Raw genomic sequence first — 12,788 nt, forward strand, 5'->3', positions numbered from 1 at the left:
AACAGCTTCGTCGATCGCAAGACCGACGTCTGCATCATCCCGCCGAACAGCTTCGCCCTGGCCCGCACGGTGGAGTACTTCCGCGTGCCGCGCGACGTGCTGGTGATCTGCCTGGGCAAGAGCACCTACGCGCGCTGCGGCCTGATCGTCAACGTCACCCCGCTCGAGCCGGAGTGGGAGGGCCACGTGACGCTGGAAATCTCCAACACCACGCCGCTGCCGGCCAAGGTCTACGCCAACGAGGGGCTGTGCCAGTTCCTGTTCCTCAAGGGGGACAGCGTCTGCGAGACCTCCTACGCCGACAAGTCCGGCAAATACATGGGGCAGAAGGGCGTCACCCTGCCGCGCCTCTAAGTGCGGCGGGGCGTCTTGCAATCGGCGCCCACCAGCCCCATCCCTACAGCATCAAGCATTCATAGGTCCCATGGATAGGATCCGTATCCGCGGCGGTAACCCCCTGCGTGGCTCCATCGAGGTCGGCGGCGCCAAGAACGCCGCGCTGCCCCTGATGACGGCCAGCCTGCTCACCGACGAGACGCTGGTTCTCAAGAACCTGCCGATCCTCGCGGACATCAACACGCTGTGCAACCTGCTGCTCCAGCACGGCGTGGCCATTCACATGAACGGCGCGGGCGGCGACTGCGCCGGCCGCGCGGTGGACTTCACGGCGAAGGACATCACCAACACCACGGCGCCTTACGACCTCGTGCGCAAGATGCGCGCGTCGGTGCTGGTGCTGGGGCCGCTGGTGGCGCGCTGCGGCGAGGCCAAGGTGTCGCTGCCCGGCGGCTGCGCCATCGGCGCCCGTCCGGTCGATCTGCACATCAAGGGCCTGGAGCTCATGGGTGCGCAGATCGAGATCACCGGCGGCTACATCGTCGCCAAGGCGCCCAAGGGGCTGCACGGGGCCGAGATCGTCTTCCCCAAGGTGTCCGTCGGCGCCACCGAGAACCTGCTGATGGCCGCCACGCTGGCCAAGGGCGAGACGGTGCTGGTCAACGCCGCGCGCGAGCCCGAGGTGACGGACCTCGTCCATTGCCTCGTCGCCATGGGCGCGAAGATCAGCGGCATCGGCACCGACACGCTGCGCATCCAGGGCGTGGACCGGCTGCACGGTGCGCGCCACATGGTGGTGCCCGACCGCATCGAGACCGGCACCTACGCCATGGCCGCGGCGATCACCGGCGGCGAACTGGACATCCTGAACACCCGCCTGGACCTGATCAGCGCCGCCGCCAAGGTGCTGGCGCAGGCCGGCGTGGAGTTCACCGAGATCGACAACGGCATCCGCGTGTCGCGCGCCAACGGTGCCCTGCACGGCATCGACGTGATGACCGAGCCGTTCCCCGGTTTCCCCACCGACCTTCAGGCCCAGATGATGGCCCTGATGTGCACGGCGGGGGGTGCAGCCATGATCACCGAGACCATATTTGAGAACAGGTTCATGCACGCGCCCGAGCTGATGCGCATGGGTGCGCGGATCACCGTGCACGGCGCCTCGGCGCTGGTGCGCGGGGTCGAGCGGCTGACCGGCGCGCCGGTCATGGCGACCGACCTGCGCGCCTCGGTCTCGCTGGTGCTGGCCGGTCTGGCGGCGGAAGGGGAGACGACGGTCAACCGCGTCTACCACCTCGACCGCGGCTACGAGCGGCTGGAGGAGAAGCTGGCGGCCTGCGGCGCCGACATCGAGCGGGTGCGTGAACGCGACGACGACTAGGAACGGACCCGAGGAACCATGACCACGCCGATCCGCTTGCGCGCCGAGGACGAGGAGGATCTGAAGGTCGTTTCGGCCTGTCTGCAGGATGCCATCGTGCCGATCGGCGAGATGTGCTTCCTGCCGGACGACAAGCGCTTCGTGCTGGTGGTCAACCGCTTCAAGTGGGAGACCTGCGACAAGCCGCGCGACGACGGCTTCACCGCCGACGACGACGCGCAGTTCCCCTACGAGCGCACCCATTGCGGCGTGCGCTTCGAAGGGGTGACGGCGGTGAAGGCCCGCGGCATCGACCTCAAGGACCGTGGCCAGATCCTGGAATTGCTGAGCCTGGAGCACGTCGAGGGCGGCGTCGCGCTGCACTTCGCCGGCGGCGGCTGCATCCGCCTGGAGGGGTCGCGCTGGCACTGCATGGTGGAGGACCTGGGCGACCCCTGGCCCACCACCTGCAAGCCCTGCCATCCCATCGACGAGAGCGCGGAAGGCTGAACGGCCGGGGTCTCTGTTGTCGCGGCATGGACCCGACGAAGGAACCCTGGCCCACCACGGAAGCCGAGGCGCGCGCCGTGCAGGAGCGGCTGCGCGGGCAGGTGGTCACGCACGACGATTTCGGCCCGCTGCGCCGGCTGGCCGCGGTCGACGCGCATTTCGGCGAGGGCGACCGCGTCACCTGGGCGGCGGTGGCGGAGGTGAATCCGGACACGCTGGAGCTGAGGCGCTCCGTCCTGCTGTGCGCGCCGACCCGCTTCCCCTATGTGCCGGGGCTGCTGTCCTTCCGCGAGGTGCCCGCCATGGCGGCGGCGCTGGCGCTGCTGCCGGAGCCGCCGGACCTCGTGCTGGTGGACGGGCAGGGGCTGGCGCATCCCCGGCACTTCGGGCTGGCCTGCCACCTGGGCGTGGTCACCGGACTGCCGACCATCGGCGTCGCCAAGTCGCGGCTCGTCGGCCGCTACGAGGAGCCGAGGCGGGAGCGCGGCGCGTCCTCGCCCATGTTCCACCGGCGCGAGCTGGTGGGCGTGGCGCTGCGCACGCGCGACGGCACCAACCCGCTGTTCGTCTCCATCGGACATCGCGTGAGCCTGGAAACGGCTGTCGAGGTGGTCCTGCGCGTCACGCCGAAGTGGCGGCTGCCGGAACCCATTCGGCTGGCCGACGCGCTGTCGCGCATGCATGGCTGACGCGACCTTGACGGCAGACCAGGGGAATGCCAGATCGGCGTCAGGCATTGCGGAGAGGCGTTGCGGGCGATGGACGAGGCGGAAAACCCCTGCGTGGGCATCTGCGTGATCGGCGAGGACGGCCGGTGCGAGGGCTGTGGCCGCACCGAGGCCGAGATCTACGGCGAACCGGCCGAACCGCCGGAGCCCAACGCCTGACCTACCGCCGGGCCAGCGCGCCGTCGGGCATGCGGTCGTAGTCGAAGGGACCCAGTGCCCGCAGCTGCGCGGGCGTGGCGGGCAGGGCCAGCGCGCTCTGCGCCGGGGCGAGCGTGACGTCCCGCCAGGGAAAGGCGTAGGGGCCGTTCGGATCGGTCCTGGGCATGACGACGGCGGCGACGATGGCGCCGGGCGTGTCGAAGATGACGTCGTCCACCGTGCCGTAGTTGCGCGTGCCCGTCAGGTGCACCGGCCGGCCGAGCAGCGGCAGCACCCGCCAGCCGCCCGGCCCGATGCTGTCCGGCGTGTCGGCGCGGGCCAGCGCCGTCGCCTCCTCCGCGGTGATCGGCAGGGACACGGTGTCGGGCTCCGGGCCCGGCGTGGCGTCGCGCCAGGGCACCGTGAACAGCGCCGGGCCGATGTCCAGCATGCCGCTCGCCTCGATGGACAGGGCGCGCAGCCGCCCGTCGGGGCCGACCAGAAGGTCCTTCACCTCCCCCAGTTCCTCGCCGTTGGCGCCGAAGACCACGGCGTCGATCAGGCCGGAGGCGCGCCAGCCGCTGTAGGCCGCGCGGTAGTCCCAATCGTCCGGCGCGGCGGTGTCGGCCGCGACGTGGATCGGCTGCGCCGGGAGCGCGCGCGGCGCGGTACCGGGCAGGAGGAGTACCGCGGCGGTGATGCCGGCGGCGAAAAGTCGGGCGGGGTTCACGGCGGCCTCCTCGGTGTTCCCGTACGGCGGCGATGCCGGGGTAACGAGGAGTGCGCGATGGGAGTTCCGGTGCTACTCCGGCTGCCCGCCGTGCAGGCGGCGCAGGTCGTCGAGCGTCAGGGCGGCGAAGTCGGGGAACACGGCGCGGGCTCCGGCGAAGTCGTCGCCATCGGTGTAGACGCTTTCGCTGACCACCACCGGGATGCCGGCGGCGCAGGCGGCGCGCACGCCGTTCGTCGAATCCTCCAGCGCCAGACAGGCGGAGGCGGGCAGGCCGAGGCGGTCCAGGACCACGCGGTAGACCTGCGGGTCGGGCTTCTTGCGCGGCGCGTCCTCGGCGCAGGCCAGTGTGGCGAACCAGCCGTGCCCGGCGCCGCCGGTCGCACCGTCCATCAGCGCCAGCACGTTGGCGCGCGTCGTCGTCGTGGCGACGGCGACCGTCAGGCCCGCGGCGCGGGACTCGCCGATCAGGCGCTCGACGCCCGGGCGCAGGGGCACGCCGCCAGCGGCGACCGCGGCGGTGTACAGCTCCGTCTTGCGGCGGTGCAGGGAGGCGATCAGGTCGTCCAGGCCGGCGCCGTCACGGGCCGGGTCGTGGTGGGCCACGAAGGCGCGGATGCGCTCCTTGCCGCCGGACACGCGCAGCAGGGCGCGGTACAGCGTGCGGTCCCACGACCAGGGCAGGCCGAATTCGGCGAAGGTGCGGTTGAAGGCATCGCGGTGCGCCTCCTCCGTTTCGGCCAGCGTCCCGTCGACGTCGAAAATCAGCGCGCGCAGCACCATCCGCCCTCCCTCATGGACGGAGAAGGGTAAGGGATGGCGCGCGGGGGCGGAACGCCCGATGGGGTGGGGCGCCTCCCCCGCGATCGGGCGGGGGAGGCCGGCGCGTCGGTCGGGCGCAGGTCAGGCGCCGTCCGTTTCAGGCGTTGAGCAGCGGCGACAGGCCGTTCTGGATGGCCCACACCGCCGCCTGGGTGCGGTTCTGGGCGTTGATCTTCCGCATCACGTTCTTGAAGTGCATCTTCACCGTGGATTCGGTGATGTGCAGGTTGCGGGCGATCGCCTTGTTGGACTGCCCGGCCAGCAGGCAGCGCAGGATCTGCACCTCGCGTTTCGACAGCTCATTGCTGGGGACCGGGGCGACGCGGGGCTGCTGCGGGCGCTCATTCGCCGTGGCGATCAGCAGGCTGGCCACGTGCGTGGGGTACACCACCTCGCCCAGCATGACGAGGTGCAGGGACCGCAGCAGGGATTCGCTGGACATCCCCTTGTTGAGGTAGGCGTCCGCCCCGGCCTTCAGCGCCAGCGAGAGCGAACGGTCGGCCATGGCGTCGGCCAGCACGGCGATGCGGGCGCCGGACGATGCACGCAGGCGCTTGAGGCTCGCCAGCTCCTCGGCCGAGCCGTCCTGCAGGGCCATGACGATGAGGTCGGGGTCCGCGCCCTGTTCGAGCGCGGTGTGCGCGTCCTGTGCGTTCACCGCATGCTGGCAGATGCGGAACGGACCGCTACTGATCAGCGTTCCAAGCGCGGCGGAAAACAGCCTGTCGTGATCGACAAGCATGACGTTCCAATTAGACATTGTTGCTCCTCCGCAATGCTACCCTCGCGCGAAGATGTTGTTGCGCATCGTCCAGACAAGTAATGACAAGTTCGATAAAATGCGTCATTCAATGTCGGGAAAATGCGGGCTTTACGTTTGCTGCGCTTGTGCTTTATACGGTTGTCGTGACGGCAAGGCAAGGAACATTGGTTGCTCTTGACGATTTAGTGGTATGTGGAATGATCGTGATGCATTTGTTTGTTGCTGAGGTTTTTGTTTTCGGGGGCTTGTCCTAGGGCTAATTCTGGGTGACATGGGGAATAGGCGCTGCTTGGGCGTGGCATTTAGTCTGCTCGTCAGAAACCAAGCGCCGCGACAAAGGTGACGATACGATGGAAGTGCAAGTGCGTTCGGGACGCAACGAAGCGGCTGTGCGGAACAAGACCCAGAAGTTCCTCGTGGTCGACGATCACCCGCTGGTTCGCCACGGCTTCGCGCTGTCGGTCGGCGAGATCCATCCCGATGCGGAGGTGGTGGAGGCCGGATCGCTGGGCGAGGCGCTCGACGTGGTCGAGCGCAGCGACGACCTCACGCTGGTGCTCTTCGACCTCAACATGGGCGAGCGGGCCGGCCGCGACGGGGTGCGCCGCATGGTCGAGGCGCTGGGCGACACGCCGCTCCTGGTGATCTCCGGCTCCGACGAGGTGGCGGACATCATCGACAGCGTGCGGATGGGGGCCAAGGGCTACATCCTCAAGACCAGCTCGACCGAGGTGCTGGAGCACGCCATCAAGCTGGCGCTGACGGGGGAGACGTTCCTGCCGCTGCCGCGCGCCGTGCTGGCCGGCAACGTCGCCAGCGAGCCGCAGCGGCAGACCGGGCAGATCCTCGACCGGCTGACCGACCGGCAGCGCGACGTGTTCCAGCTGCTGCTGGCCGGCCATTCCAACAAGGAGATCGCCCGCGAACTGGGCGTGCTGGAGGGCACGGTGAAGGTGCACGTGCGCGCCATCATGCAGAAGCTGGGCGTGCGCAACCGCACGCAGGTGGCCGTGGTGGCGGCGCGCAGCGGCTGCTTCCCCGACGAGGTGTGAGCCGCTAACCTGCCCGAAAACGACGGAGGGAAGCATGGGCGGCGACGCGCGATCGGCGGCGGCATCGGTGGCGGCGGCGGTCCGGGAGGACCGGCTGTGGCAGCGGCTGATGGACATGGCGGCCATCGGCGCCCGGCCGGACGGCGGGGTGGACCGCCCGGCCCTGTCCCCGGACGACGCGGCGGCGCGCAGCCTGCTGGCGTCCTGGGCGCGGGAGCAGGGCTTTTCCGTGTCCACCGACCCCATCGGCAACCTGTTCGTCCGCCGCGCCGGGCGCGAGGGCGGGGCGGCGCCGGTGCTGACCGGCTCCCACCTCGACACCCAGCCGATGGGCGGCAAGTTCGACGGCGCCTACGGCGTCATGGCCGGGTTCGAGGCCTTGCAGGCGATGAACGACGCCGGCATCGAAACCCGCCGCCCGGTCGAGCTGGTGGCCTGGACCAACGAGGAGGGCTCCCGCTTCCAGCCCGGCTGCATGGGCTCCCAGGTGTTCGCCGGGGCGCTGCCGCTGGAGAAGGCGCTGGTATCGGTCGACCGCGCCGGCACCACCGCGCGCGAGGCGCTGGCCGCCGTGCTGGCCGGCGAGCCGGAGATGGCCGTGCGCGACGCCGGCCTGCCGGTGCACGCCTACATCGAGGCGCACATCGAGCAAGGGCCGGTGCTGGAGGAGGCCGGGCTGCACCTGGGCGTGGTCACCGGCATCCAGGGCTACCGCTGGTTCGCCGTCGAGGTGCTGGGGGAGGCGGCGCACGCCGGCACCACGCCGCGGGCGCGCCGCCGCGACGCCTTCATGGCGGCGCACGCCATGGTCGGCGCGCTGCGCGGCATCATGGAGGACGCGGAGGACGTCGCGCGCTTCACCATCGGCCGGTTCGAGGGGGAGCCGGGGTCACCCAACACGGTGCCGTCGCGCGTCTTCTTCACCATAGACCTGCGCCACCCGGAGCAGGGGCCGCTGACCCGCCTGGGCGACGCGGTGGAGCCGCTGTGCCGGCAGCACGCCGGGGCGTGCGAGGTGCGGGTGACCGAGACCTTCACGGCGGCCCCGCTGGTGTTCGACGCGGGCGTGCTGGACACGCTGCGCACCGCCGCCGGGCGCCAGGGCATTCCCTATCGCGAGCTGCCGTCGGGGGCCGGGCACGATGCGGCGTTCGTTGCCAAGCTGGCGCCGGCCGGCATGCTGTTCGTGCCGTGTGCGCGCGGCGTCAGCCACCACCCGGCCGAGAGCGCAACCCCCGCCGACCTTGCCACCGGGACACGGGTACTGGCCGAGGCGCTGGCGGAACTGGCGAACCGCTGAGCGGGTGCCCCCTGAGAGGACACCCACTGGCCGGGTGCAGCCGGCGGGCGACGCGCATCCACAGGGTCGCCAGGGCGATCGACACGAAGAAGCCGGCCGCCGCCGTGCCGTAGATCATCGCCCCCGTCGAGAACAGGATGAGCAGCGGCAGGCTGAAGACGACGTACAGGACCGTCTCGGCGACGCCGTCGACGTACTCCATGTACTCCGGCGCGCGCTCGATCACGGTGAGGGCGGTGAACAGCAGGTAGAACACGCCAGCGGTGCGGCTGCCGATGGTGGCGGCGTGGCGCTGGCGCAGCGGCAGCTCGTGCAGCGGCCGGCGGGGCCAGGACAGCGCCGCCGCGGCCAGCGCGCACAGCCCCGCCTCGATGCTGGAACCGGGGTCGGCCCGCAGCGTCAGGAACGAGGTGAAGGCGCCGTGCAGCGCCCAGGCGGACAGCGCCACACTGGCCACGTAGCCCACCGCTGCCCTGAAATCGTTCATGTCCGCCGGCCGGCATGTTGCTCAACGGGAATATTGGGCATGCAAATGATTGCGGCCACCACAAAAATCGCGGGCCTACCCCTTTTGGGGGGGCGCGTTCGTCCAGGAGGGTAGATCGGTGATCTGGACGGATTGCCGTGTTGCCCAGCAATTCCAACGGCCGCATGATTTGTCCCCGGAAACGCTGCACCACAGGGGAGGAATTCACATGCCGAACCGCCAGATCCGGGAAATCGTCCGCAACCAGCGTGTGTTTACGGTGGAACCCACCGCGTCGGTGCGCACGGCGGCGCACATGATGCGGGAATACAGGATCGGCGCGCTGATGGTGGTGGAGGCGGGGCGGCTGACCGGCATCTTCACCGAACGCGACGCCCTGTTCCGCGTGCTGGCGGCCGGCCTGGACCCCGACCGCACGATGGTTGGCGAGGTGATGACCGACGACCCGGCGACCATCGAGCCGGAGCGGCCGATCGGGCACGCGCTGCACCTGATGCACGATGGCGGCTTCCGCCATCTGCCGGTGGTGTCGAAGGGCCGGCCCGTCGGCATGGTGTCCATCCGCGACGCGGTGGGGCCGGAACTCACCCGTTTCGAGCAGGAGGTGCACGACAAGGAGGCGATCGCCGAGATCCTGGGGTAGGAAGCGACCCAGACGTTTGGAGCCTTGCTCCCGGCGTGTTGCCCTCCCACACTGAGAGAAACGGGGTGGAGGGCGCATGACGGGCGCGGTGCGGTTCGTGCTAGGCGGACGGGTGGTCGAGGTCAAGGGTGCCGAGCCCACGGCCACCGTCCTGCAATGGCTGCGCGCCAACGGGCGGCCCGGCAGCAAGGAGGGCTGCGCCGAAGGCGACTGCGGTGCGTGCACCGTGGTGCTGGGCGAACTGGAGAACGGGCCGGACGGCGAGCCGCGCGTGCGCTACCGCGCGGTGAACGCCTGCATCCTGTTCCTGCCGATGATCGACGGCAAGCTGCTGCTGACCGTCGAGGACATCGCGGATGAAGACGGCGCCCTGCACCCGGTGCAGCGGGCCCTGGTGGAGGAGCACGGCTCCCAATGCGGGTTCTGCACGCCGGGGTTCGTGATGGCGCTGTTCGCGTTGCTGCACTCCGGCGCTGATCTGAACGACGAGGCCATCCACGACGGGCTGGCCGGCAACCTGTGCCGCTGCACCGGCTACCGGCCGATCCTGGACGCGGCACGGCGGCTGCGCGCGCTGGACGGGGACGACCGGTTCACCCGCGCCGAGGCCGGCATCGTGGCGCTGCTGACCTCGATCCGGCGCGACGCGCCGCTGGCCGTCTCGACGGGTGGCGGCGCCTTCCACACGCCGCGCACGCTGGGCGAACTGACGACCGCGCTGGAGCGCCATCCGGACGCCACGCTGGTGGCCGGCGGCACCGACGTGGGGCTGTGGGTGACCAAGCAGCACAAGGCGCTGCCCACGCTCATCCACCTGGGCGCGGTTGCGGAGATGCGCACGGTGGTGGAGGCGGACGGGCACCTGGACGTCGGCGCGGCGGTCACCTACGCCGAGCTGCTGCCGGTGCTGGAGCGGCGGTTGCCGTCGTTCGCGGCGCTGGTGCGGCGCATCGGCGCGGCGCAGGTGCGCAACCTGGGCACGCTGGGCGGCAACGTCGCCAACGGGTCGCCCATCGGCGACAGCATGCCGGCGCTGCTGGCGCTGGGCGCGGTGCTGGTGCTGAACCGCGGCGGGCAGCGGCGCGAGGTGCCGCTGGACGCCTTCTATCTCGACTACCGCAGGACCGACCTGAAGCGCGGGGAATTCGTGGAGCGCATCCGCATTCCGCTGCCGGCGCCGGGGCAGGTGTTCGCGACCTGGAAGGTGTCGAAGCGGCGCGACCAGGACATCTCCGCCGTCTGCGCGGCCTTCCTGCTGACGCTGGACGGCGGCACGGTGACGGGGTTCCGCGCCGGCTATGGCGGCATGGCGGCGACGCCGGCGCGGGCGCAGACGCTGGAGACGGCGCTGCTGGGTGAGCCGTGGAGCATCGGCACGGTGACGAACGCCGCGGCGGCGCTGGAGCACGATTTCCGGCCCATCGGCGATTTCCGCGCGTCGGACCGGTACAGGGCGTTGGTGGCGCGCAACCTGCTGACGCGCTTCTTCCTGCACAGCGTGGGCGAGGACGCGTACGCCCTGGAGACGGCGCATGACTGACGGCACCAACCACGGCGTACGCCCGGTGCGGGGCGGCGTGCACACGGCGCAGGCGCACGACAGCGCGCTGCGCCACGTCACCGGTTCGGCGCCGTACGTCGACGATCTGCCGGAACTGCCGGGCACGCTGCACGCCGCCGTACGCCTGTCCGACAAGGCGCATGCGCGCATCCTGGGCATGGATCTGGCGGGTGCGCGCACCATGCCCGGCGTGCACGCGGTTCTGACGTACGACGACGTGCCGGGGGAGCTGGACATCGGCGCCATCCTGCCGGGCGACCCGCTGCTGGCCCCCGATCTGGTGGAATACGCCGGCCAGCCGGTGGTCGCCGTCGCCGCCGAGACGATGCTTGCGGCCCGCGCTGCCGCGCGGCGGGTGGAGGTGTTCTACGAACCGCTGCCGGCTATCCTGACGCCGGAGGAGGCGCTGGAGCAGGGGCTGTTCGTCTCCCCCAGCCAGACCATGCGGCGCGGCGACGCGGCGGCGGCGCTGAACGGCGCGCCGCACCGCCTGCGGGGTGAGCTGCGCATCGGCGGGCAGGACCATTTCTACCTGGAGACCCACATCGCCTACGCCATTCCCGACGGCGACGGCGGGTACAAGGTGCACTCCTCCACCCAGCACCCGTCGGAGGTGCAGCATCAGGTGGCCAAGGTTCTGGGCCTGCCGATGAACGCGGTGACGGTGGAATGCCGGCGCATGGGCGGCGCCTTCGGCGGCAAGGAGAGCCAGGCGGCGCACGTGGCGGCCATCGCCGCGCTGCTGGCGCACCACACGCGCCGGCCGGTGAAGTTCCGCATGGACCGCGACGACGACATGCTGATGACCGGCAAGCGCCACGACTTCTTCGTGCGCTACGACGTCGGCTTCGACGGGGAGGGGCGGATCCTGGGGCTGGAGATGGAACTGGCGGCACGCTGCGGCATGTCGCTGGACCTGTCGAACGGCGTGGTCGACCGCGCCATGTTCCATGCCGACAACGCCTATTTCCTGCCCCACGCCACCATCACCGGCCACCGCTGCCGCACCAATACGGTGTCCAACACCGCCTTCCGCGGCTTCGGCGGGCCGCAGGGGATGGCCGCCATCGAGCATGTGGTGGACGAGGTCGCCCGCCACCTGGGCCGCGACGCGCTGGACGTGCGGCGCGCCAACCTCTACGCAGCACCCGAGCGGGACGTTACCCATTACGGCATGCGGGTGGAGGACGCCGACATCCTGCCCGAGCTGTTCGACGAGCTGGAGCGGAGCAGCGATTACCGCGAACGGCGGCGGGCGGTGGCGGCGTTCAACGCCGCCAGCCCGGTCCTGAAGAAGGGGCTGGCCTTCACACCGGTGAAGTTCGGCATCTCCTTCACGGCGCTTCACCTCAACCAGGCGGCGGCGCTGGTGCACGTCTACACCGACGGCTCGGTCCAGGTGAACCACGGCGGCACCGAGATGGGGCAGGGCATCCACACCAAGATCGCGCAGATCGTGGCGGAGGAGTTCCAGATCGACGCCGCCCGCCTGCGCGTCACCGCCAGCGTCACCGACAAGGTGCCGAACGCCCCGCCGTCCGCCGCCTCCACCGGCACCGACCTGAACGGCATGGCGGCGCTGAACGCCGCGCGGACCATCAAGGAGCGGCTGACGGCGTTCATGGCGGACCACTGCAAGGTGCCGCCCGAACAGGTGGCGTTCCGCGACAACGCCGTCTTCGCTGGCAATCACGCGCTGGGCTTCGCCGAGGTGGCGAAGCTCGCCTTCCTCAACCGCGTGCCGCTGTCGGCCACCGGGCATTACAAGACGCCGAAGATCCACTGGGATCCGGCGACGCAGTCGGGGCGGCCGTTCTTCTACTTCGCCTACGGCGTGGCGGTGACGGAGGCGCTGGTCGACACGCTGACCGGCGAGTACCGCTTCCCGCGTTGCGACCTGCTGCACGACTGCTCCGGCTCCATCAACCCGGCCATCGACCTGGGCCAGGTGGAGGGCGCCTTCGTCCAAGGCCTGGGCTGGCTGACGGCCGAGGAGCTGTGGTGGGACGGCGAGGGGCGGCTGCGCACGCACGCCCCCAGCACCTACAAGATCCCGACCAGTCGCGACCTGCCGGCCGACTTCCGCGTGCGCCTGTACGACGCCCGCCCCAACCGGGAGGAGACCATCCACCGCTCCAAGGCGGTGGGCGAGCCGCCGCTGATGCTGGCGCTGTCCGGCTGGCTGGCGCTGAAGGACGCGGTGGCGGCGCTGGGGGGGCACCGGCACCCCGTGCGCCTGGACGCGCCGGCGACGCCGGAGCGCGTACTGCTGGCCTGCGAGGCGGTGCGGCGGCAGGGGTGACCTGACTTCGGTCAAGAGGCTCCCGCTTCGCCCGTGCGACAACGGGCGGGGCAGAA

At 70.7% G+C, this 12,788-nt stretch carries 14 protein-coding genes; 10 read left to right on the top strand and 4 right to left on the bottom strand.

Going from position 1 to position 12,788, the window contains the following annotated elements; translation table 11 throughout:
* The 5 genes from dcd to VED21_RS06795 form a co-directional block, all read left to right on the top strand.
* Positions 1–354 (top strand): dCTP deaminase (dcd, locus tag VED21_RS06775; protein ID WP_324881563.1); only part of this gene is annotated, 354 nt, incomplete at its 5' end.
* Between the two features lie 70 nt (positions 355–424).
* On the top strand, positions 425–1,717 hold the full coding sequence (murA, locus tag VED21_RS06780) for a UDP-N-acetylglucosamine 1-carboxyvinyltransferase (protein ID WP_324881564.1): 1,293 nt from the start codon (positions 425–427) through the stop codon (positions 1,715–1,717).
* A gap of 18 nt (positions 1,718–1,735) precedes the next feature.
* Positions 1,736–2,206 carry a DUF2948 family protein gene (locus VED21_RS06785; protein ID WP_324881566.1) on the top strand — a complete coding sequence of 157 codons (471 nt, stop codon included), beginning with the start codon at positions 1,736–1,738 and terminating at the stop codon, positions 2,204–2,206.
* Between the two features lie 26 nt (positions 2,207–2,232).
* Positions 2,233–2,895: a deoxyribonuclease V gene (gene nfi / locus VED21_RS06790; protein ID WP_324881567.1), complete on the top strand. Its 663-nt coding sequence runs from the start codon at positions 2,233–2,235 to the stop codon at positions 2,893–2,895.
* A gap of 69 nt (positions 2,896–2,964) precedes the next feature.
* Complete coding sequence (locus tag VED21_RS06795) at positions 2,965–3,093, top strand: DUF1289 domain-containing protein (protein ID WP_324881568.1); 129 nt, start codon at positions 2,965–2,967, stop codon at positions 3,091–3,093.
* 1 nt (position 3,094) lies between these two features.
* Here VED21_RS06795 and VED21_RS06800 read toward each other — a convergent pair whose 3' ends face one another.
* The 3 genes from VED21_RS06800 to VED21_RS06810 all read right to left on the bottom strand — a co-directional run bounded on the left by VED21_RS06800 (position 3,095) and on the right by VED21_RS06810 (position 5,384).
* Complete coding sequence (locus tag VED21_RS06800) at positions 3,095–3,802, bottom strand: PRC-barrel domain-containing protein (protein ID WP_324881569.1); 708 nt, start codon at positions 3,800–3,802, stop codon at positions 3,095–3,097.
* Positions 3,803–3,874: 72 nt separating this feature from the next.
* Entirely contained in the window at positions 3,875–4,585 is a 711-nt protein-coding gene (locus VED21_RS06805; protein WP_324881570.1) for an HAD-IA family hydrolase, read from the bottom strand.
* Positions 4,586–4,721: 136 nt separating this feature from the next.
* Positions 4,722–5,384, bottom strand: a complete 663-nt coding sequence (locus tag VED21_RS06810; protein ID WP_324881571.1) for a response regulator transcription factor — start codon at positions 5,382–5,384, stop codon at positions 4,722–4,724.
* Positions 5,385–5,776: 392 nt separating this feature from the next.
* Between VED21_RS06810 and VED21_RS06815 the strand changes: the two genes are divergently transcribed.
* Together VED21_RS06815 and VED21_RS06820 are read left to right on the top strand one after the other, a co-directional pair.
* Positions 5,777–6,439, top strand: a complete 663-nt coding sequence (locus tag VED21_RS06815; protein ID WP_324881572.1) for a response regulator transcription factor — start codon at positions 5,777–5,779, stop codon at positions 6,437–6,439.
* Between the two features lie 34 nt (positions 6,440–6,473).
* Positions 6,474–7,739, top strand: coding sequence for a M20 family metallo-hydrolase (locus tag VED21_RS06820; protein ID WP_324881573.1), 1,266 nt, complete (start codon positions 6,474–6,476; stop codon positions 7,737–7,739).
* Here VED21_RS06820 and VED21_RS06825 read toward each other — a convergent pair.
* Complete coding sequence (locus VED21_RS06825; RefSeq protein ID WP_324881574.1) at positions 7,645–8,226, bottom strand: hypothetical protein; 582 nt, start codon at positions 8,224–8,226, stop codon at positions 7,645–7,647. The two genes, VED21_RS06820 and VED21_RS06825, sit on opposite strands and share 95 nt — an antisense overlap.
* A gap of 208 nt (positions 8,227–8,434) precedes the next feature.
* Here VED21_RS06825 and VED21_RS06830 point away from each other — a divergent pair, with 208 nt between their 5' ends.
* The 3 genes from VED21_RS06830 to xdhB all read left to right on the top strand — a co-directional run bounded on the left by VED21_RS06830 (position 8,435) and on the right by xdhB (position 12,732).
* Positions 8,435–8,869, top strand: a complete 435-nt coding sequence (locus tag VED21_RS06830; protein ID WP_324881575.1) for a CBS domain-containing protein — start codon at positions 8,435–8,437, stop codon at positions 8,867–8,869.
* Between the two features lie 76 nt (positions 8,870–8,945).
* Positions 8,946–10,409, top strand: coding sequence for a xanthine dehydrogenase small subunit (gene xdhA, locus VED21_RS06835; protein WP_324881576.1), 1,464 nt, complete (start codon positions 8,946–8,948; stop codon positions 10,407–10,409).
* Positions 10,402–12,732, top strand: a complete 2,331-nt coding sequence (gene xdhB, locus VED21_RS06840) for a xanthine dehydrogenase molybdopterin binding subunit (RefSeq protein WP_324881577.1) — start codon at positions 10,402–10,404, stop codon at positions 12,730–12,732. Before xdhA ends, xdhB begins: the two co-directional genes overlap by 8 nt.
* Positions 12,733–12,788: the final 56 nt, after the last annotated feature.

The sequence above is a fragment of the Azospirillum sp. genome, assembly GCF_035627195.1.
GTDB lineage: Bacteria > Pseudomonadota > Alphaproteobacteria > Azospirillales > Azospirillaceae > Azospirillum.